This is a genomic window from Paenibacillus camerounensis (assembly GCF_000723885.1).
In the GTDB taxonomy this organism is placed as follows: Bacteria; Bacillota; Bacilli; order Paenibacillales; family Paenibacillaceae; genus Paenibacillus_AQ; species Paenibacillus_AQ camerounensis.
The window spans coordinates 1-21503 of record NZ_CCDG010000067.1 but is presented as its reverse complement, the minus strand read 5'-3'; the positions used below and the strand labels follow the sequence as shown (position 1 = coordinate 21503).

Below are 21503 nucleotides of genomic sequence, written 5' to 3'. Positions count from 1 at the left end.
TAGTCCCTGCTTTGGGCTTTAAATCCTGAGTATGTGTTCTACAATACAGCTTATGTGATCTAGCCCGGCTGTCCGTCCTCTTCCTCTACAAACGAGATGACGCCATCCTCCAGCGAAGCAATGCGCACCAGTGATTCCACGCGGTAGCCCGCTTCCTTCAGCAGACGGTTGCCCGGCTGGAAGGCTTTTTCGATCACGATGCCGATACCGGCGACAGTGCCGCCAGCCTGCTCGACAATCCGGGCCAGCCCGAAGGCCGCCTCACCGTTGGCCAGAAAATCGTCCACGATCAGCACGCGCTCGCCCGGGGCGATGAATTTTTTGGATACGGTGATGTCATTGCTTTCTTTCTTGGTAAAAGAATAGACGGTCTCCACGTAAATGTCCTCCGTCAGGGTCAGCGATTTCTGCTTGCGGGCAAAAATCAGCGGCACCTCAAGCGTAAGTGCAGTCATGATGCCCGGGGCAATCCCCGAGGATTCAATCGTCAGCACTTTCGTGATGGTCTCCCCGGCAAACCGGCGGGTAAACTCACGGCCGACCTCCCGCATCAGAAATGGGTCCATCTGGTGATTCAGAAAAGAATCCACCTTGAGCACGCCCTGACCGAGAACGATTCCTTCATCCAAAACCTTGCGTCTCAATAACTCCATCTGTGCTCCCTCTTTTCTCCTCAGATTCCCTTGGACCCTGCCTTCCCTCTACTCATATTACAGGCCGGACGGCTTCTGCGGCAGCAGGTTGCCGACAATCGACTTCAGGTCATGATCCTCCTTGCTGCCCGACTTGCCGCCGTCATAGCTGGTAATCCGGATCTCCGAATATTTCTCACCGGCATTTACCGGCTTGAAGATCAGCTTCTCCCGGTCATCCAGCCGCACATTAAACTTCATGTCCCTGAACATCTCCACCAGCTCATTCTCACCCGGCACCTTACCTTCATCCAGGAACAGCAGCCCCCGAAGCGGCTTAGGGCCTTCCGGATGCTGCACGTCAAAATGAACAATACATTCCATTCTTTTCACCTCCCCGGCTTAGTCTAGCGCAACCTGAACCCGCTACTCCTCACGGACATTACCGGGCTCTTCAGCGTTCGTATCCTTAATTGCATCTGTATCCCTATCATGCATGACATACTTGCTGTAAATACGGCTGTACCGTTCACCGTAACGCCGGTTCAGCTCAGCGCCTATATCCTCCTCAAGCTCGAAGAGCACCATCTCCTGTGAGAAATGGTTCAACAGCAGGCCTACCAGCACCTCATGTTCCGTAACCACCGCCTGAGCCGTACCGTCCTCATAACGCATGCCCAGCATACACCAGCTCCGGTCGATGACAAAAGAGAACTTTCTCCCTCCGCTGCGGCGCGGCTTGCCGCCAAGCGGCGGCCATACCGGGTAAGGCGCAGCAGCCTCATTGCCGCCGTCAAAAGCCCACAGCAGCTTCACGCCGCGCAGCTCCGCCTGTTCCAGCTCATTGCGCAGCAGCGACGCTTCCTCCCGCCATACATCGACTACAATTTCCTTCTCGGCCAGATTCAGCTGGCGGATCAGCGCCCCCAGCATATTCCGGTCCCCTTCAATATTATAAAAGGACGGACTGACCGGGCCGCCCCGCGGCATTTCACTCTCCACAAAGGCCAGCGAAGCCTGAACCCGGCCGGAGATCATGGTAGCCAGCTCTTCCGGATCAAGCACGCTGTAGCGGGCAGGCTCCCCTTCCCCGCATCGTACATAACCCTGCTGTGTGAGACGCTGAAGCGCCGCGTACACATTGGATCTGGATACGCCCAGCTGCTTTGCCACTTCGTAGCCCGAAGCCTCGCCTTTGGTAGCCAGCTCGACCATAATCTTGGACTCCATCTCTGTGAACCCCAAATTGCGCAGATGCAGCAGCAACTGTTCCATCTATGTTGTCCTCCTAGTATGCCTTTAAACTTATTCTGTGAATCTGCGGTTCGGCGTTACCTGTTAACACGCTGCTTCTATATCAGATCTGTTCCGAGCCGCAGCGCGGACACCACATCGAGCCCTTTGGCAGATCAGCCCGGCAGATCTGGCACTTGACCATATCACGCACGCCTTCTTCGCTGTAGGCTGCCGCTTCCTCCGGGGTACCGCCCGATTTCCAGTCCCGGATACGGCGGTCCAGCTCAAGCTGCCGTTCGCGCTCACGCTCCAGCTCATCCGCATCCCGGCGGTCCCACCCGCTGTCATGGACTGGACTCTCATAATCCTGCGGCTCAGGCTCCTGCTGCCCGGATTCTTTTGAATCATACAGCACTTCATTGTATACAACCCGCGGCTCTGACCGGAGCGCAAGCTCTTTTTCTTCCTCGGTTAATTCATCTTCGCCGTAGAACTCATCTTCCTCGTCCTCATGAATCGTGCGGATGGTTACCGCCGGCGCTTCTTTTTTTACGGGCTCCTCCAGCTTATGTCCGCATTTCGGACAGAAATTAGCATCGAGCGCGACTACGTTGCCGCACACGCAGAGCCGTTCGTTTTTGAGTTCAGCAATTCTGTAGCGCAGCTCATCAATCTGTTCCTGATGCTTCAGGCACTCCTTCGACAGCTCAACCATCTTTCCCTCAGCCACCGACATGTCCCGGGAACGGTAGCCTTCATAGAACAGCTGTCCCATCTTCATAAATTCGAGTTCCATTTCGCGTTCAATATCGGAAATATGCCCGTTTAGCTTGCCGATTTCCACCGAGCTTTGCGCTTTTTCACTCACCCGGCTGGCACTGTCTTTGATGCGTTGCAGAAAATTCATAGTAGTTCCTCCTTCTCCAGATGAGAACAGGGCTGATTAATAGCCATAATGATTCATATAAAGCCTGTATAAAGCTCTATAACCTTAAAACGTGCTTCTATCATACCAAATGTCTCGGATAGATTCATTATTTGTCGTTCTGTGTATATTGCTAAACTCACGTTCAACTTATCTATGTGTGCTAATACGCTTCTCCGGCAAAAATGTTTCTTTTTTCACATAGCCTGTTTCCTGCAGCCTCCGCCCGTATCTGTCAGCGGTAAGCCCGGAAGCGGGCTTTTATTTTGCTTCCGGGGCATAAAATCGGTTAAACTAAAACAGTCACAAATAATGAAACCCGGGAGAGTCTCAGTGAAAGAAGACGACAGTACGCAAGTTACGCTGAATCAGCTGCAGGTGCATGTAAAGGATATGCAGCAGTGGCAGAGCAGTGAGGATTTTGCCAGAAGGCTGGAGGATTTCAAGTCATTGCCTGCACTATACCGCCATGCCTTGAACGAGCTTGAGAATAAAATTGATGTGGTCAAGACAGAATGGCAGGTCCGTGACGGCTACAGCCCGATCGAGCATGTCAAATCACGGATAAAAGAACCGAAGAGTATCCTGCGCAAGATGGAACGCAAAGGTCATACCTTCACTCTCGATAATATGGAGCAGCACATTCACGATATTGCAGGCATGCGGATCGTCTGTGCTTTTGTGAAGGATATTTACCGGCTGGTCGATCACCTGTGCGTCCGCGAGGATCTCAAGGTGCTCGAGATTAAGGATTATATTGCCCAGCCGAAGCCGAACGGGTACCAGAGCCTGCACATCATTGTGGCCATCCCGCTCGTCCTGCTCGAAGGGACACGCTGGGTCAAGGCCGAAATACAGCTGCGGACGCTGGCGATGGATTTTTGGGCCAGTATGGAGCATATTCTCTATTACAAATTCGACAAGCAGCTGCCGCCCCATGTGGCCGAGGAGCTGAAGGAAGCCGCGCGGGCCGCAGATGAGCTCGATCAGAAGATGCTCCGCCTGCGCCGCGAGATTCTTGAGCTGTCTGAAGGAAGCCGCACTGCGGATAAGCAGGCGGAAGAGTAGGAACAGCAGACATTTCCACACCTGCGGAGTAAGGTTAACAGACATTAAATAAGGCAGTGCCGGCAGCAAAAAAGCTGTTACGGCACTGCCTTGTTTATTGTCTGGCTGCGGCAAGACTCAAGGAAGGCGCTACAGACTGCCCAGCTCAGACGCCCGGCGCACAGCTGATTCAGCCGCCTTGCGCATAATCAGGGCCAGGCCTTCGCCTGCCCTGGGCGTATTCGGCAGCAGTTCCCTCCAGTTCTCAGCAGGCGGGGCTACTGCCGGAGAAGCCGGAAAGGGCTTTGCGGCGAGCTCATGGAATAAGGGCCCCGGCTGATGCAGCGAGCCCTCGGCAGCCGCTTCAGCCAGCCATTCACCGGTCGTTACCGCCGGCCCCTTCCGTTCCAGCTTGGCCAGCTCCGCAGCCAGCATGCCGGCCGGAGCTGTACCGCCGTCCTCCTGCGGGGGATATTCCTCCTCGGCCCAGAGGGCGAACACTCCGCCCAGCAGCTCCTCCTTGCTCATTCCGCGCAGCTTGAAGGCAAGCAGCGGTTCCTCCTCAAGCTGCCTCCTTGCCCATCCGGGCAGCTGCCCGGAGCCGGAATCAGCCTGATCCAGCTCCGGGGGAAGGAGCTGAAGCTCTGCTGCAATGCCTTTTCTTTTGCCCAGCAGCAGATCATACAGCTCTCCGGGATGCTCGGCAAGCTGCCGCAGCACCTCCGTCTTCCGTGCTGCTGACCACTGCGGAACCTCACAGGAAAAAGCCTGCTCCGGAGCCGCTTCAGCCACGCCTATACTGCCCCCCTGTAACGCTGCCGTCTTCAGGATGCCAGGTTCTATAATAAGCCGTAATTCCGGCAGCTTGCCCATCGTTAATCCCCCTATACTTACCGTACTCTACATCCAGTCCTGGCCCTGAAGCTCAATCAGCTCCTGCAGCTCATGGTTGGACATTTCCGTCAGCCAATTCTCCCCGGAGCCGACTACCTGCTCCGAAAGGTTTTTTTTGCGCTCAATGAGCTCGTCAATCCGTTCCTCCAGGGTGCCCTGGCAGATCAGCTTATGCACCTGCACATTTTTGTGCTGGCCGATCCGGAAAGCCCGGTCCGTCGCCTGATTCTCCACCGCCGGATTCCACCAGCGGTCATAATGCACCACATGATTGGCCCTCGTGAGGTTTAAGCCTACCCCGCCTGCCTTGAGCGACAGCACGAAGAAGGCCGGCCCGTCGCCCTCCTGGAACGCATGTACCATCTCATCACGCTCCCGCTTGGGAATCCCCCCGTGCAGGAACAGCGGTGTCTCACCGTATCGCTTGGCCAGCCTGCTAACGAGCAGCTCTCCCATCGCTACGTACTGGGTGAAGATCAGCGCGGATTCCCCTAGCCCGGCAATACTGTCAAGCACCTCGAACATAACTTCCATCTTGCCAGACTGCTCGCTGCGCCCGCTGCGTCCCTCTTCCTTGCGGAACAGCTGCGGATGGTTGCAGATCTGCTTCAGCTTGGTCAGCGAGGAGAGGACCAGCCCGCGGCGGGCCATGCCGGAGCGCTCGCCGATCACACCGAGCATCTCGTCCACCACGCCCTGATATAGCGCTGCCTGCGTCTCGGTCAGCGGACAGTAGGATTTCAGCTCCAGCTTCTCCGGCAGATCCTTGGAAATATCCGGGTCGCTTTTGAGCCTGCGCAGCAGAAACGGCGAGACGAGCCGGTGCAGCTCCTGCAGGCGCTCCCCGCCTTCCCCCGATACATAACGCTGGCGGAAGGAGTGGTAGGAACCGAGATACCCCGGATTCAAGAAGTGAAAAATCGACCACAGCTCGCCAAGCCGGTTCTCGACAGGTGTGCCTGTCATGGCAATCCGGTGAGGCGCAGACAGCTTCATCACACTCTGCGCCTGTTTGGTGCGGTGGTTCTTGATATATTGCGCTTCATCCAGCACAACTGTAGACCAGCGCACTGCTGCCAGATCCTCGCTGTCCCTTCCGGCCAGATGATACGTGGTCAAGACAATCTCATGGCTGTCAGCAAGCTCGGCGAACCCTTCTCCGCGTATCCGCCTGCCCCCGTGGTGAATATGCACACTCAGCGACGGTGCAAAGCGCTGCAGCTCACGCTGCCAGTTGCCCAGCAGAGAGGTCGGGCAAAGAATCAGCGCCGGCTCATGCTTCACTTCAGCAGGAGCCGTTAATGCCCGTTCCATCAGGCAGGCAATGACCTGAATCGTCTTACCCAGCCCCATATCATCTGCGAGGCAGACCCCAAAGCCGAGACCGCTGAGTGCTGCCAGCCATTGATAGCCCCGCTCCTGATAAGGCCTCAGCGTTCCATGCAAGCCATCCGGTACTGTACGCGGCGGTATATTGCGCAGAATATCACCATGCATGAGCGAAGCCAGCAGGCCGGACGTTTCCATACCAGTAACCGACATGCCCTTCCAGAGCCGCTCTTCCCCGTCCTCAGCCTCCAGACGCATCCAGTCCGCCGCCGGCATTTCGCCGCCCTCATGGCGTTTCATATATCTCAGTACCTGGCGGATTTCCTTCGGATCGACTTCGATCCACTCGCCCCGGAAGCGTACAAAAGGAACTCCCGCCTCCACCAGGGCATTCAACTCCTCTTCACTGATCGGGTTGTCACCAAGCGACGCCTCAATCCGGAAGGAGATCAGCTCCTCCATCCCCAGTGACGGCTGTACAGGTCCGTCCACCCCGCCCTGCGGCGGCTGCATCTTCATCCTCATCCCGATCCGGCGCCGCCCTTCGCGGCTCCAGCGTGACGGCATCTGCACCGTAATTCCCCGTTCACGCAGCTGCTGCACGCTCTCCTTCAAGAAGAAATACAGGCGCTCCGGCTCAAGCTCAGCCCCTGTCGGTGCAGGGACGTTCAGCGCCCGCCTGATGTCGGGCGATATTCCCGCAGCCCGGCCCAGCGCATCCAGCAGCTGCTGCTGGATATTACGGTAACGCTTGCCCCAGAGAGTGAACTCGCGCTCCGGGCTGCTCCAGATGGCCGCTGCCGGAAGCCAGAATTCCCCTTCCTCCCGGCTCTCCGCCCAGAAGGTCAGCTGCCACAGCTCGCTCTCGTCTGCCGGCGGCTCCAGCCGCAGGCCAAGACTAAGCTGGCCCGTCTGTTCTTCCTCCGCAGCGGCCCGCGGCATTCCACCCGCCGCTGCCGTATTCACCTCAGCCAGCAGCTCTGACACTTCCGCAGGGGTTCCCTGAACCGGAATCTCCCGGCTGCCGGTGAGCAGGCTGTTCCACCACAGCTCGGTCAGCGGAGAATAACCGCGGCGGTAATTCGCCTTATAAGGGCTAAGCTCACCTTCTGCGCCGGCAATGATTTTTTTGATCTCTGCAGTCATGACTGCCTGCAGGAAGGAATACAGTACATATCCGCCTGCATCTTCACGCGATGACAAGTCACTCTCCTCAGCAACATGGGCCCCGAGCGCCAGCACCGGCATTGACGCTGCCAGCTGCAGGAAAAACGCCTTATCTTCCTCCCGGCGGAAAGCCGGGGACCAGCAGGCGGAAGCCGCCTGCTCCCCGCCGCGGCGGCGTGAGCCGATCGGCCGCGGCGGCATTGCGCCGGGCACGATCCCTCCTGCCGCCATCAGCTCCAGTGCGAACCGGGCGGCAACCGCCCAGTAGCGCATCTCGCCGCCGGCTTCAACCCCCTGGGTACGGCACAGCTCGTCGTCCCAGGCAAGCAGCAGATCAAAGGCTTCCTTCGGCCCCAGCGCCAGCCCTTCGAGTGTACGTCCCGGCAGTCCGCGCCGCGCCGTTCTTCCTTCCGCCACAGCCGTCACCGGATATTTTACTTCTGCCAGCCGCAGTGCAGCACCCGCAAAAGGACGCCCCCCGCCCCGGAATTCCAGCTTCTTGACCACGCGTGTCCACGCGTCGACCTTGGGCTCCGAGGTTTCACCGGAGAAGCAAAATAAAACGTCCCCTAGCCATATTGCATACAGATGCTTAATCATTGGTGATCTCCTGTCTACTTTTTCTTCATCCCTTCATCTTATACGAAAAAGGTCCGATTTAAAAACGTTTCTGCATATTTTCTGCAATTTTAATTAGAAATTGAAACATAGCGTGTCTAATAAGGCGCCGGCTAAGTCAGGATTGGATAATCTGGGATTAAAAGGTGTCTGCCGGATGACAGCCTGCATTACCGTTCCCCGCACAAGCAACAAAAGAGCTGCCTGATAAAAGGCAGCCCTTATCCATTCTTTTAATTTCCCGCTCTGATCCGCAGTTCCCCCCCGCTGCGCTCATCCGGAACCTGAATGATAATGGCGCCGCTTTTGCCGTTACGGGCCCAGCCCTGGCGCCCTTCCTTCAGCTGATCCAGACTGATCTCCGGCAGCCCGTCCACATCATCTGCAGCAAAAAACGGATAGCAGAGCGCAAAGCGCAGCATCTCCCGCGGAGACCGGTAGGCATCAGCTGTATAGGACCAGTTCAGCAGCAGGCCGTCTCCAGTACCCTTAGCCTCCACAGCAATCTGTGAATAAGCCCCTTTCCGGTAAGCAAAGCTGTGCCCGTCATCCTCATACAGCGTATATGCTGCTGTGAAATCCTCTTGCGCCTTGGCACCGTACAAGTGGAAAATAACCGTCTCCGGCACTTCCTCCTGGGCATACTGTTTAAGCGGCCCCTCTGCAGTAAAGGTTCCCGCCTTCACATACATCGGCATAATATGCAGCGGTGCAGCCGCAAGGATATGCTTTCCGCCCTCGTGTACCTCACCGTCCCAGTAATCCAGCCAGCAGCCTTCCGGCAGATACACCGAGCGATGGTCTGTATCCGGACGGTAGACCGGGGCAATCAGCACATTCTCACCCAGCAGGAACTGGTCACACAGATTGGTTACATGCGGATCGCGCGGATATTCCAGGATCAGCGGACGGATAACCGGCAGCCCGCAATCTTCCGCTTCATGAAACAGGTTATAAATATGCGGCATCCAGCGGTAGCGCAGGCCGATGAATTCACGCAGAATGTCCTCGACCTCCTCACCGAACGACCAGGGCTCCTGGCGCATTGTTCCGATAGAGGAGTGGTTGCGGCAGTAAGGGAAGAATACCCCCATCTGTGTCCAGCGTACCAGCAGCTGCGCCGAGGTGTGATGGGCAAAGCCGCCGATATCCGGACCGGCAAAAGCAAGCCCCGACAGCCCCATGTTAAGCACCATCGGAATCGCCATCGCCATATGCTCCCAGAAGCTGCGGTTGTCCCCGGTCCACACAGCGGCATACCGCTGAATACCGGCATACCCGGCTCTGGTCAGTACAAAGGGGCGCTCACCTGCCATATGCTCCGCCAGCCCCTCATAAGTTGCTTTTGACATCATCATCCCGTACAGATTGTGGTACTCCTCATGGGTAACCGGACGCCCGTCATTGAAATGCATCACATCGAGATCCATCGTCTTGGACTCATTAAAAACCGCCGGCTCATTCATATCATTCCAGATGCCCTGGATGCCGAGGTCCGTATAGTATTTGTGCAGATCGCCCCACCACTCGGACGTCCGGCTGTCACTGAAATCCGGAAAGGCGCTGATACCCGGCCACACCTCACCGAAAAAGATATCGCCCTCCAGCCTGCGGCAGAAATGCTTGTTCAGCACACCTTCCTTGTACACCTCGTATTTCGGGTCTTTTTTGACGCCGGGATCCACGATTGGCACAATCCGCACACCCAGCTCACCCAGCTCGGCAATCATCTTCTGCGGCTCGGGAAAGTTAACCGGATCGAACGTAAACACCCGGTACTCGTCCATATAATGAATATCCAGATAAATCACATCGCAAGGGATGTTCTTGTCGCGGAAGGTCCGGGCCAGCTGCAGCACCTCCTGCTGATTCATATAGCTGTAGCGTGACTGGTGGTAGCCGATCGACCATTTAGGCGGAAGCGCAATCCTTCCGGTGAGGGAGGTGTATTTTTTGACGACATCCTTCATCTCCGGGCCGTTAATAAAATAAATATCATACTCGCCTGTTGAGCAGCCGATTGTGAACGCCACCCCGTGCGAGCGCATATCAAAGTCACTCCGGCCCGTATTGTCGAGGAACAAGCCGTAGGTCAGCTCGCCGTGCATATGGATCAGCAATGGAATGGACTCATACAGCGCCTCAATCTCCGGGAGATGGGGAGCGAATACATCGGTATTCCAGTTCGTATAGCGCTCCCCGCGCTTATCCAGGAAGCTCGACTTCTCACCCAGCCCGTAAAAATGCGAATCCGGCTGCATATCATACTCAGCATGGCTTGCCCCGCGCGGATTCCAGCTCGCCAGGTTCTGCTGCATTACAATTTGGCCTGCCATGTTCTCCACCCGGATCAGAAAGGAGGCCTTTTCTATAATCAGACGAATGCAGCTAGTCGTAAAAATCAGCTGCTCCCCAGTCTCCTCCACCGGAAAGAGGTGCGGTATGCAGCTCTCTGCCAGTACAGCCGGCGATGTAGTCAGATCAGGAGCCTTGCCGTGGAACAGCTTCATCCGGAAGATCTCGTCATTTAAAAAGACAAACACAATGCCTGCCCGCTCGCCCCTGACAATATAAATACTCTCTGAGCGTTCCCAGGACTCCACACTCCCCGGGGTATTCCAGGTTTCGGTCATGACGATCGGGCCCATTTTTTCAGGGCGAATTGCCTCACTGCTCTCCATCTTCGTTTTCCCCCTCCTTGCGTGCACCTTTAGTAATAAATACATATTACCCCGACTTGACGGCGTGCTATCCGTGAATTTTATGACCTGCAGGTCATTATTTTGCCAGAGTTAGTCTGAACAGCAAATAAAGCGGGTATATTCTATGTAGGTCAAGAAGCAGGCCAGGACTGGCATGCTACAATACAAAGCTTAGGGAGTGAATGCATTATGACGCGCAACAATCCTTTTAAGTGGGGGAACCTGCTGTTCTTCCTTGGGGTTATCCTGGTTAACACCCTGTCTGTAACGCTTCCGCTGGGCGGGAACAGTACCCGTGAAATCTCCGACAAGTATCATACTTACCTTACTCCGGCCGGCTATGCTTTTTCCATCTGGTCACTCATTTATCTGCTGCTGGCCGGGTTTGTGATCTATCAGTTCCGCTCCGCTACGGGCTCCAGAGATTCGGTTCAGTCCATCGGCATCTGGTTCATCCTTAGCTGTGTCTTTAATATGAGCTGGCTGATTCTGTGGCATTATTTATACATCGAGCTGTCACTTGCCGCCATGGCGCTGCTGCTGATCTCCCTGATCGTCATTTACCGCAAGACCAGAATGATCGACCGTCCGACCACGGGTGAAAGCTGGCTGATCCGTCTGCCGTTCAGCCTTTACCTGGGCTGGATTTGTGTCGCCACCATTGTTAACGTTTCTGTCGTGCTAACAAAGAATGACTGGGGCGGCTTCGGCCTGGACGGTACAGTGTGGGCGGTCATCATGCTTGTTGTCGGCACACTGCTCGCCGTACTGGTCAGCTACCCGTACCGTGACAGCATCTTTCCGCTGGTGTTTGTATGGGCCTTTATTGCTATCGCACTGGAGCAGCGGGATACAGAGAATGTCTTCCTCACCGCTTCGATTGCTGCCGGCCTCCTCCTGCTGTACAGCCTGTGGCTGAAGCTTACACCGATGCGCAGGAGAGCCTGAGGCACCGGTCCGGAAGATGGCTGATCATCACAAAAAAGCCCGCTGACCGGGTTAAACCGGTTCAGCGGGCTTGTCTGTATTCCTATTTCTTGCGTGCTACCGCTTCAATCTCAACCAGACCGTCCTTAGGCAGACGCGCCACTTCAACTGCACTGCGGGCCGGATAAGGCTCGGTAAAGAAGGAGCTGTATACCTCATTAACTGCTGCAAAATCGTTCATGTCCTTCAGATATACGGTGGTCTTCACGATGTGCTCCATCGAAGCGCCGGCTTCCTCAAGAATCGCCTTCACATTATTGAGCGACTGGCGAGCCTGCTCCTGCACCCCTTCAGCAAGCTCCCCCGTCTCAGGGTTCAGGCCAAGCTGACCGGAAGTATATACCCAATTGCCTGCGGCAATAGCCTGGCTGTACGGTCCGATGGCGCCCGGTGCCGCTGTTGTTGCGATTTGCTTTTTACTCATCACATATTCCTCCTGTCATTATGTACAGATGATTATGTCCCATTGTACGGCTTCAGCTCTGCTTATTGCAAACTTTCATCCCTGTTTACCGTCCGCCGATCACATGCATAACCTCATTGGTGTAAATATGTGTCCCGCCTGTATCCGCGAGTGCAATATTCACCATAGCCTTGGCGACCTTAGCACCCGAAATGGCCCGGTAACGGGCCAGCCTGCCGGTCATTGCAAAATCCAGCGCCTTCATGAGCACAGCAGCAGCCCGTTCGCCCAGCCTGAATTCAGGGCGCTCCCCCAGCAGCAGTGAAGGACGGAAAATATGCAGGCCGCGGAAGCCGGCAGCAGCCAGTCCGTCTTCAGCCAGACCTTTGGTCCGGATGTAAAAGTTACCCGATTTGGCGTTTGCCCCTATTGAGGACACCACCAGAAACTGCTGCACTCCGCATGATTGGGCGAGTGCAGCAGCCTCCAGCGGATAATGCAGGTCCACCCGCTCGAACTTCTCCCGGGAGCCCGCTTTCTTGATGGTCGTGCCCAGACAGCAGAAGACGGCATAAGCTCCGGTGAATTGCTCTTTATACTGTCCGAGCTGCTCCCAGTCTACTAGCGTCTGCTTAAGCCTGGAATCCTTCAGCGCAAGCTCGCGGCGGACCAGTACACGCACCTCATCCCAATCACCGGCCAGCAGCTCTCGTGTCACCGCTTCACCGACCAGACCTGTAGCTCCCAATACTACCGCTATCCTTGTCATTCAGATCCCTCACCTTCCCGGTTATTCGTCCCGGAGTATCCGGCGTCCAAGCAGCAGAGCAAGGGTCAGCATCAGCACCCCGACAATAATCTGCATTCCGTAGATTTGCGTCCACTCCGGCCAGTCAACGATCCATTCGTATATTCTGCCCCCGAGCAGCGGGCCAAAAAAAGCCGCCAGCCCGGTAAGCGCCGCATACATCGCCATGTACATCGGCCGTTCCTTCTTCGGGGTATCTCCGATAATAAAGTTAAAGGCCAGTTGGTTAAAGCCTCCGACGCCCATTCCAAAAATAATATGTGCCGCGAACAGGACCGGCAGCATTGGCAGCACAGACAGCATTCCCCACATCAATGAGGATAACGCAATAATTGGCAGTGTCCAGAGCAGCAGCCGCTTATTGCTGTACTTGGCATTCAGATTGCCCCATACATAGAAGCTGGCCATCATGAACACGGTCTGCGACACATTGAGCAGCGAAAGCGTCTCATAGTTTATATTCAGCAGCCGCAGCATAACGTAGGAATAGAGCGGAACCGTCAGGTTCTGCAGCAGCAGCCAGGCGGCAAGAAACAGCGTCGATTTCATAAACAGCTTGTCGTGGAGCGGCTTTCTGAACATTGGCAGAAATGACTTTTCCTCCGACTTCTCAAAAGGCACATCCGGATAAAAGCAGAACACGAGGATGTTGGCAATAGCACAGACCCATACCACAATATAAATAATGAGAAAGCCCTGGCTTCCGGGATAACGGTCCAGCATAACGCCTCCGCCGTACATCACCAGACTGCCCAGCGCATTCAAAAAGGTATTGCGGATCCCGAAATAACGCCCTCTCACCCGTGCCGGAACAAGGTCACTGATAACGGAGTTCCACAGCATTCCGCCAGCTGTACTGGAAATAAAAGCGGTTGTATATAAAATAATAAAGGCAGTAACCCAGTGCTCCTTCGGAAACAGGAATGGCACCAGTCCGGTTGCACCCCACAGCAGCCTGTGCAGGCCCGTAAAAATAACCATGGCCCACTTGCGGCTTGGCAGCTTCTGAATCAGGAAAGCAACACCAATCTGCGCAACATTGACCAGTGTGGTAAGCGCCAGCACAAATCCGATCTGGCTGGAGCTCGCTCCCAAGTACAGCAGAAATCCCGTCAAAAACTGCCCTTGCAGCAGTACCTGGAAGATCGTCGAAGGAATTCCTTCAATTGTAGCAATTTTCAAATTGTTGCGGTTGACTGAAGCTTTGCGGATTCGTTTGGGACGGGTACCGGGCAGCCTGTTTCTCATGATGTTCATGGGGCGGTAGACACTCCTTTGATGCGGCATTGGCTTCATTCTACTCAGCATCAACCCCAAGTCAATACAGCAAAGTCACAAAGAAAGTTGGAGGCTTAAGAAATCACAGCGCCTGCAGCTACAGGGGGAGAAAGAGGGAGAAGCGGCTCCCCTGCTGCTCTTCACTGTGCAGGGTGATGAATCCGCCCAGAAGTCTGGCAAGATCATTGCTGATGGATAGGCCAAGCCCTGTTCCCCCATATCTGCGGCCAATAGTAACATCAGCCTGCTGAAAAGCTTCAAAGATAAGGTCATGCTTCTCGGCGGCAATTCCAATGCCGGTATCCTGCACGTCAAATACGATCCAGTGCCGGGACAGATCCCCGTCCTTATGCTGCACTGTACGGATATGGAGGGTGATGCCCCCTTCCGCAGTGAACTTAACCGCATTGGCAAGCAGATTGCGGAGAATCTGCTGTACCCGCTGGGGATCGGAATGAATAATATCCGGAACCTCATCACCCCGCGCAACTTCGAAGTTCAGTCCTTTCAGCTTCGCAGCCACACTGAACTGCAAGGACAGCAGCTCCGAAATTTCACTGACGCTCAAATCTTCTTTGCTGATATCAAGCTTTCCGGCCTCAACCTTGGACAAGTCAAGAATATCATTAATGAGCATAAGCAGATCATCGCCCGAACGGTGGATGATTCCTGCATATTCACGGGTCTCCTCGGGGCTCAGAGAATCGCTGCTTTCTTCTATTAATTGAGAAAGGTTGATAATGCTGTTCAGCGGCGTGCGCAGCTCATGGGACATCGTAGCGAGAAATTCCGATTTGTACTGGGAGGCCAGCATCAGCTGTTTAGCCCGTTCCTCCAGAGCAATCTTGTTCTTGTGCAGCTCCTCAGTCTGGGTGTATAGCAGTTCATTCGCCCGGACAATCTGGCCGTTGCGCATAAGCTCCAGCTGGAAGTCGCGGATAATCAGGGCAAACAGCAGGCTGAGCACCAAGCCGCCGGACAGGGTCACCGGCATGATCTCTGTGAGATAGATCTTGTCGGGAATAACACCGAAGATAAGGATGTTGACTGTATTGACCAGATTAACGATGAGGATTACTGTCAGCCTCTTGAACCGCAGTGAAGCGTCAGAGCGGCTCACCCACAGGCTGAGGCCGGCACAGACAAAGCCGAGTATGGACAGATTAATTACGCCAGCAATCGCGGCTTCATTAATGCCAAAGGTCAGGCGGGTAATTGCAGTTCCTACACCGATTATGATAAGAATGAACGGATGAGGGTACGCCAGCGTTGAAATAATAAGCGGCACAATGCGCAAATCAAAGATGACATTCTCATCCAGCCTATATCCGAAAAAGGAGCTGATCCAGCCGGCAAAAATAGCTACCAGCACCCAGCTAATCTTTTTCACCCGCTCCGGGGCGTATGTAATGGTATGCTTATATATTAAATTACCAAGATAAGCCAATGTTATCAGCAGTGCTGTATTAACAAAAAAGATCTTAAGATATTCCATAGCCCCACTCCCGCAGCTCAAGTAAATAAAAACCCTTCAATCCATACTATCATACTAGTATTGAATCCATAAAACCACAGTTCTACCGCGCTGTATATATGTATAGTAATAATAAATGCATATAAAAAAGAAGAAGAGCACAAATCATATACGATTTGCGCTCTTCTTCTGAGGCGAAAACAAAGGCAGCATCCTGTTCCAGCGCCTTTTAGGCACCTGGTATCCCCTGTTTGATTCAATAACAGGTTCATGTACCTCATCCGGCTCACCTTCCGCCTGTGTCCATAGCTCTGCATCAGGAAGCTTATAATACCGGGGATTGTAAGTACAGAACATATCCCCTTGCTGCGTAAGCACCCTGTCAGCCTGTACTTCGATAATCCTGCCGGCAACGACGGTCGGTTTGTACATGGGACACCGCCTCTTCATGCGAATGTGACTAACGTATTATCTTATCCCGAGTATTAACCCGTTACTTGCGGACAGACTGCTCCCAGTTGCGGTACTCTTGCTCAGCCTGATCCTTGGTGTGGCCGTACCGTTCCTGCAGCTTGCCGATTAATTTATCTTTTTCACCATCAATTACATTAAGATCGTCATCGGTTAGCTGGCCCCATTGCTTCTTGGCCTCACCTTTGATCTGAAGCCATTTTCCTTTAAATACGTTGCTGTCCATACATGTTCATCTCCTTAGCTTCCCTTTGGTAGTTAGGTATATTCAGAGTTTCACGTGCTATCGATGTATTACCCGCCGCTGCTTCCGGTGAATCTGGACAGCTGTGCGCCGGCGTCGGATTTTGTCACATAATAGTCTATTAATTAAGGTATTCAAATCTTTTAAAATTTGATATAATCCGAATATAGATAAATTAGATACAGATAAATTATTTTAGGTTTAAGTGATTATTTTCACATGTATCGCCGTTTTATTATGCTAAAATGCCTTCGGAGCAGAAAGAAGATGTTTAAAATTTTACACAATGTTTACTGATAAGTGTCAAAGGACTGCAACAAAACAGATCTATTACCGATAATAAGAGTGACATTTGTCATTTATAACGTGATAAATATCACTTCCAAGTCTATTAAAATGTTTTACATTTTAATATATATATTTTAAACTAATTTGGAGGTCATCACAAATGAAAAAAGCTTCTGTAATTTTGTCAAGCGCTCTGGTTCTCGGTACTCTGCTTGCAGGCTGCGGAAACAACAACGCTGCGAACACTGCTCCTACCAATGCTCCTGCAGAAACAACTGCACCAGCAGCAACTGAAGCGGCAACCAACGCTCCGGCTGAAGCAGGACAGTATCAGGACGGCACTTACTTTGGTACTATTGAAGCAGATGCTGAAACAGGCTGGCAGACTTACGCGCTTTTGACAGTTGAAGGCGGAAAAATCACCAAGGCTGACTGGAATGCGTTCAACGTTAAAAATGCAGGCGATCTGAAGAAGAAAGTTTCCGAAGACGGTAACTACGGTCTTGTTGCTAAGGGCGGCGCTCAAGCAGAATGGCATGAACAGGCTGCTAAGGCTGAAGCATTCCTGATCGAAAAACAAGATCCTGCTGCAATCACTACTGATGCTGAAGGACATACTGATGCTATCTCCGGCGTATCCGTACACGTTAACGACTTTACTGCTGCTGCACAGGCTGCTCTTGCTGCCGGTCCTGCAGAAGCCGGTCCTTACAAAGACGGCGGCTACACTGCTGAAGGCGAAATGGATGCTACTTCCGGCTGGAAGTCCACTGTTGCCCTGACTGTTGCTAACGGTAATGTTGTAGCTGTTAAATTCAGCGGCGTGAATGCTGCTGGCGACGACAAGAAGCAATATTCCGTTGACGGCAAATATGGCATGAAAGCCGGCGGTGCACAATCCGAATGGCATGAGCAGATTGCCCAGGCTGAAAAGTATTTCCTTGAAAACAAAGGTGCAGCTCCTGCCCTTGATGCTGAAGGCAAAACTGACGCTATTTCCGGCGTATCGATCCACGTAGGCGAATACTTTACACTTGCAGAAAAAGCACTCGAAGGCGCGAAATAAGTAATTCGCTCTCCTCTTGCAGCTAATCAGACGAATGAGGTGAATTTCTCTTGAAGAAAATAGTCATTTTGGGCGGCGGCTACGGCGGCGTACTCACGGCTAAGAAACTGGCAAAGAAATTTAAGAACGACAAAGATGTAGAAATCAAACTTATCGACCGGAATCCCTATCACACTCTTTTGACTGAGCTGCATGAGGTTTCAGCGAACCGCGCGCCTGAGGATTCAATCAAGATCGATTTGAAGAAAATCTTTGCAGGTCTTAAAGTTGATGTTGTTCTTGACGAGATCAGCAACATTGATTTCAAGAACAAGAAGCTTAAATCAGATAAAGCTACTTATGCTTATGATTACCTGGTTATCGGCACAGGAAGCAAACCGACCTTCTTCGGAATTCCTGGAGCTGAAGAGAATACCTTCTCCTTCTGGTCCTATGACGACGCGGTAGCGCTGAAACGTCAAATCCGCGATATGTACACCAAAGCGGCCAAGGAAAAAAATCCGGCTGTACGCCGTGCAATGCTGACCTTCGTTATTATTGGCGCCGGCTTCACCGGTGTCGAGCTCGTTGGTGAAATGGCTGAGCAGCGCGATGAATTGTGCAGAGAGTTCTATATCGACCCTTCTGAAGTTCGTCTGGTTGTTGCCGATATGGCTCCTAAGGTTCTGCCAATTCTGCCTGATAAGCTGATCCAGAAGGCCGAAGCGCATCTGCGGAAGCTGAAAGTAGAAATCGTTACTGGCGCCAAGATTACCGAAGTAGGCAAAGGCAGTGTTGCCCTCGGCGAGAAGAACGTTGTCGAAGCTCAGACTATTGTCTGGACCGCCGGCGTTGAAGGCTCCGAAATCGTAGGCACCCTTGATGTTAAACAAGAAGGCCGCAAGCGTATTGTTACTAATGAACATCTGGAAAGTGTTGACCACAAGAACGTTTATGTTGTCGGAGATAACATCTTCTTCATTCCTGAAGGCGAAACCCGCCCAGTACCGCAAATGGTTGAGAACGCTGAGCAAGCTGCTCCAATCATTGCCGGAAATATTACAGCGGACATCAAAGGCACAGCTAAGAAAGCCTACAAACCAGGATTCCACGGCACGATGGTTTCTATCGGCAGCCGTTATGGTGTAGCCAACGTTGGACTTCCAAGCAAGATGTTCATGCTTACCGGCTTTATGGCTATGCTGTCCAAACACTTTATTAATATGTTCTACCTGTCCCAGGTTGTGGGCTTCAATAAAGTATGGACTTATATGATGCACGAATTCTTCCATGTAGAAAACCGCAAGAGCTTCCTGGGCGGCCACTTCTCCAAGCGTTCGCCTAACTTCTGGCTCGTGCCGCTGCGTATGCTCCTCGGGGGCATGTGGCTGTATGAAGGTATCGATAAGATCAAGAAAATCTGGGTTGATCCGGATAAGATCTTCCTGATTCCTGCTGCTCCATTTGCTACAGACGCTGCTTCATCGGCCAGTGTAGCTGTTGATGCAGTTAAAGAGACCGTAGATGCACAGTCGGCAGCTTCGGCAGTATCTACAGCCAAAGAAGCGGTAGAAGCTCTCTGGGTTCCAGACTTTGTACACAATACAACGAACTGGTTCATGGATCTGATGTTCTACAACAACGATGGAACTTACACGTTCCTGGCTAAATGGTTCCAAATCGGCATGGTTTGTGCCGAGATCGTCTTCGGTATTATGCTTATTGTGGGTCTGTTCACAGCTCTTGCTTCATTAGGAACAATAGCTATGGCAGCTATGATCTGGTCGAGCCAGATGGCCTCGACGGAAATGCTCTGGTACATCGCGGCAGCAATTGCCACTATCGGCGGATCCGGCAGCATCTTCGGTCTTGACTACTACGTTCTGCCTTGGCTTAAGAAGCAGTGGAAGAGAATCCCGCTCGTACGACGCTGGTATGTGTACACGGACTGATGTAAATCAATCTCTTTTTAGCAATTCATAGCGCATCTGTGCTACATTTGAATAAGGTATTCCAAGGAGTAATGTGTCCCTGCGACACATTACTCTCCTTGTTTAACAAGGTTTTAAAGACTGGTTTTGTAGGGATATTCAGGGTAACGGATGCTTCCGTCAAAACCGGCATGAAGGAGAGAAGCTAAATGAACAGACAACTCATTGAAGATACCTTCCGGCAATTACAGACTGAAATGTCTGGCGTCGCCGGTATTCAATTGGATCTCTCTCCGGCGGAATGTGAGCAGATGCTCGCGGTACTGGAACGCCATGATCTGGAATATGACCGCAAGATCCATTTACTCGGTATTTATATCATTCTTACCGTGGCTGCACAGCGCCATATGGAATGTGTCCCGCATCATCACCGCCTTACCCGCAACATTTTGGACGGAGATTATTTGTACAGCTTCTATCTGCAGTTCGCCGTGCAATGCCGTGAGCTGGACCTGGTCGCTTACATGGCTCCAACCCTAAAGAAAATGCAGATCAGACGTTCAAATGGAGACTTCGCAGCGTATGATCCGGCGGCTGGAATCGATGAGTTCCTTCTCCAGGAGAGCAGGCAGCGAAGCCGCACAAGCAAAGCCATTTGACAGGTGGGAATCCGATAGATGAAGCTGCACGAAGCCTTACACATTGACCTGAACCAAATTAACCGTGAAATTGAAAATTTAGTGGCCCGTGACAAGGATGTACCCAAAAAATCGCAGCTCGCCCAGAGTATTCTGCAGCTGATCGGCTCCGGTGGTAAACGGTTGCGTCCGCTGATGGTAATTGTCGGCGGACGGTTCGGCCGTAAGCCTCCCGGACGCCGAACGCTCCAGCTCTCTGCTGCTGCGGAATTTATTCACGCCGCCTCTTTAATCCATGATGATATTATCGACGATGCCGGGCTGCGGCGCGGCGAAGCTGCCTTACATGTAAAGACAGGCGTCCTGTCTGCTGTCCACATCGGCAATTACATGTCAGCCAGAGTTATAGAGCTGCTAAGCAAATATACCGGGGACAAAAACCGCTACGTCCATGACCTGTCATCCGTAGCTACCGCTCAGCTCTGCCTCGGTGAGTACCAGCAGATGGAGCATGCCTTCAATTATGATATGACGCTCGAGCAATACCTGGAGAAGTCACTCAACAAGACAGCAATGCTAATGGCTACCTGCCTCCGGGTCGGCGCACTCTCCACAGAGAGCCCCGATGAAGTCGCGCAGCTTCTCTACCGTTTCGGAGAAGCGCTGGGTATGTCATTTCAGATCCAGGATGATCTGCTTGACTTCACACAGTCTGCTGAGAAGCTGGGCAAGCCTGCCGGCAGTGACCTGAGGCACGGCCAGGTAACCCTTCCTGTACTGTTCGCGCTTCAGGACCCTGCGCTTGATCCTGAGATCCGCAGGATTGGTCCTGACTCCTCAGAGGAAGAAATCTCCCACGTACTCGGCCTCATCACTGCCAGTGATGCCCTTACCCGCACTGCTGAGGTTAGCCAGAGCTATCTGGATCAGGCTGCAGCGATTGTGCAGCAGCTCTCCGAGTACCCGGCTCACGCAGATCTTAAGACGCTGCTTCATTATTTCGCCGGCCGTGACTACTGAGATATTAAGGTATGTATAAACACTTTAAGCCAACTTTTAAACGTGTAAAATTTTAACTATTTATCAAAGAGCCTTCGGGCTCTTTTTTTTGCATTTCAGCGCCTTCCGGCAGTAATGGATTCTGCTAATTTGGATTGCGCCAACTGGGATTGCGTTAACTTGGATTTAGCAAACTATTTAGGTGGAATTTTGCTACCTAATTCTCAGTAAACCATCAGGAAAGGATCGTTAGTGGGAAAAAGTCCAGTTAATATTGCCATTTTTGCAGTCATGTGAAGTTGTATGCTGAATTAGGTGGACATTTTCCAATTAGTAGCTATATTTATTGCGAAATGGGGAATTTAGCTGGCGAAAATCAAACTAAAT

Annotated in this window: 19 protein-coding genes; 6 read left to right on the top strand and 13 right to left on the bottom strand. The window is 52.8% G+C overall.

All coding sequences use genetic code 11. The features are described 5' to 3' along the window. Positions 1 to 59: 59 nt before the first annotated feature. The 4 genes from BN3772_RS23620 to BN3772_RS23605 form a co-directional block, all read right to left on the bottom strand. A complete protein-coding gene (locus BN3772_RS23620; RefSeq protein ID WP_042202731.1) occupies positions 60 to 653 on the bottom strand; it encodes a xanthine phosphoribosyltransferase in 594 nt (197 codons plus the stop codon). A 57-nt stretch (positions 654 to 710) separates the two neighbouring features. After that, complete coding sequence (locus BN3772_RS23615) at positions 711 to 1016, bottom strand: hypothetical protein (protein ID WP_042202728.1); 306 nt, start codon at positions 1014 to 1016, stop codon at positions 711 to 713. Positions 1017 to 1058: 42 nt separating this feature from the next. Then, complete coding sequence (locus BN3772_RS23610; protein WP_042202726.1) at positions 1059 to 1907, bottom strand: TrmB family transcriptional regulator; 849 nt, start codon at positions 1905 to 1907, stop codon at positions 1059 to 1061. 82 nt (positions 1908 to 1989) lie between these two features. Next, positions 1990 to 2775: a zinc ribbon domain-containing protein gene (locus tag BN3772_RS23605; RefSeq protein WP_042202723.1), complete on the bottom strand. Its 786-nt coding sequence runs from the start codon at positions 2773 to 2775 to the stop codon at positions 1990 to 1992. Positions 2776 to 3126: 351 nt separating this feature from the next. On the opposite strand from BN3772_RS23605, the gene BN3772_RS23600 reads away from it, so the two are divergent. Continuing rightward, the gene (locus tag BN3772_RS23600) at positions 3127 to 3861 is read left to right on the top strand and encodes a GTP pyrophosphokinase (RefSeq protein ID WP_425280455.1); all 735 of its coding nucleotides are present in this window, start codon (positions 3127 to 3129) and stop codon (positions 3859 to 3861) included. 129 nt (positions 3862 to 3990) lie between these two features. Here the strand turns inward: BN3772_RS23600 and BN3772_RS23595 are convergent, their stop codons facing one another. From BN3772_RS23595 to BN3772_RS23585, 3 genes are all read right to left on the bottom strand, one after another. Beyond that, positions 3991 to 4713, bottom strand: a complete 723-nt coding sequence (locus BN3772_RS23595) for a hypothetical protein (protein WP_042202722.1) — start codon at positions 4711 to 4713, stop codon at positions 3991 to 3993. A gap of 27 nt (positions 4714 to 4740) precedes the next feature. Next, positions 4741 to 7830, bottom strand: a complete 3090-nt coding sequence (locus BN3772_RS23590) for a DEAD/DEAH box helicase (protein ID WP_042202720.1) — start codon at positions 7828 to 7830, stop codon at positions 4741 to 4743. Positions 7831 to 8081: 251 nt separating this feature from the next. Then, positions 8082 to 10529, bottom strand: coding sequence for a glycoside hydrolase family 31 protein (locus BN3772_RS23585; RefSeq protein WP_042202719.1), 2448 nt, complete (start codon positions 10527 to 10529; stop codon positions 8082 to 8084). A 210-nt stretch (positions 10530 to 10739) separates the two neighbouring features. Between BN3772_RS23585 and BN3772_RS23580 the strand changes: the two genes are divergently transcribed. Then, on the top strand, positions 10740 to 11498 hold the full coding sequence (locus BN3772_RS23580) for a tryptophan-rich sensory protein (RefSeq protein ID WP_042202717.1): 759 nt from the start codon (positions 10740 to 10742) through the stop codon (positions 11496 to 11498). 82 nt (positions 11499 to 11580) lie between these two features. Here the strand turns inward: BN3772_RS23580 and BN3772_RS23575 are convergent, their stop codons facing one another. The 6 genes from BN3772_RS23575 to BN3772_RS23550 form a co-directional block, all read right to left on the bottom strand. Beyond that, positions 11581 to 11961 (bottom strand): RidA family protein, encoded by a 381-nt coding sequence (locus BN3772_RS23575; protein ID WP_039869407.1) that lies wholly within the window; start codon positions 11959 to 11961, stop codon positions 11581 to 11583. A gap of 85 nt (positions 11962 to 12046) precedes the next feature. Further along, the gene (locus tag BN3772_RS23570) at positions 12047 to 12709 is read right to left on the bottom strand and encodes an NAD(P)H-binding protein (RefSeq protein ID WP_042202715.1); all 663 of its coding nucleotides are present in this window, start codon (positions 12707 to 12709) and stop codon (positions 12047 to 12049) included. 21 nt (positions 12710 to 12730) lie between these two features. Next, positions 12731 to 14005: an MFS transporter gene (locus tag BN3772_RS23565; RefSeq protein WP_042202712.1), complete on the bottom strand. Its 1275-nt coding sequence runs from the start codon at positions 14003 to 14005 to the stop codon at positions 12731 to 12733. A 118-nt stretch (positions 14006 to 14123) separates the two neighbouring features. Further along, entirely contained in the window at positions 14124 to 15521 is a 1398-nt protein-coding gene (locus BN3772_RS23560) for an ATP-binding protein (protein WP_042202709.1), read from the bottom strand. Between the two features lie 144 nt (positions 15522 to 15665). Next, positions 15666 to 15932, bottom strand: a complete 267-nt coding sequence (locus BN3772_RS23555; RefSeq protein WP_042202707.1) for a hypothetical protein — start codon at positions 15930 to 15932, stop codon at positions 15666 to 15668. A 61-nt stretch (positions 15933 to 15993) separates the two neighbouring features. Then, positions 15994 to 16197 (bottom strand): CsbD family protein, encoded by a 204-nt coding sequence (locus tag BN3772_RS23550; protein WP_042172474.1) that lies wholly within the window; start codon positions 16195 to 16197, stop codon positions 15994 to 15996. 466 nt (positions 16198 to 16663) lie between these two features. Between BN3772_RS23550 and BN3772_RS23545 the strand changes: the two genes are divergently transcribed. The 4 genes from BN3772_RS23545 (at position 16664) to BN3772_RS23530 (ending at position 21137) form a co-directional block, all read left to right on the top strand. Beyond that, positions 16664 to 17569: a hypothetical protein gene (locus BN3772_RS23545; RefSeq protein WP_042202706.1), complete on the top strand. Its 906-nt coding sequence runs from the start codon at positions 16664 to 16666 to the stop codon at positions 17567 to 17569. Positions 17570 to 17619: 50 nt separating this feature from the next. Continuing rightward, the gene (locus BN3772_RS23540; protein WP_042172470.1) at positions 17620 to 19500 is read left to right on the top strand and encodes an FAD-dependent oxidoreductase; all 1881 of its coding nucleotides are present in this window, start codon (positions 17620 to 17622) and stop codon (positions 19498 to 19500) included. A gap of 188 nt (positions 19501 to 19688) precedes the next feature. Beyond that, positions 19689 to 20138: a hypothetical protein gene (locus BN3772_RS23535; protein ID WP_042202705.1), complete on the top strand. Its 450-nt coding sequence runs from the start codon at positions 19689 to 19691 to the stop codon at positions 20136 to 20138. A gap of 18 nt (positions 20139 to 20156) precedes the next feature. Then, the gene (locus BN3772_RS23530) at positions 20157 to 21137 is read left to right on the top strand and encodes a polyprenyl synthetase family protein (protein ID WP_042202704.1); all 981 of its coding nucleotides are present in this window, start codon (positions 20157 to 20159) and stop codon (positions 21135 to 21137) included. Positions 21138 to 21503 lie beyond the last annotated feature (366 nt).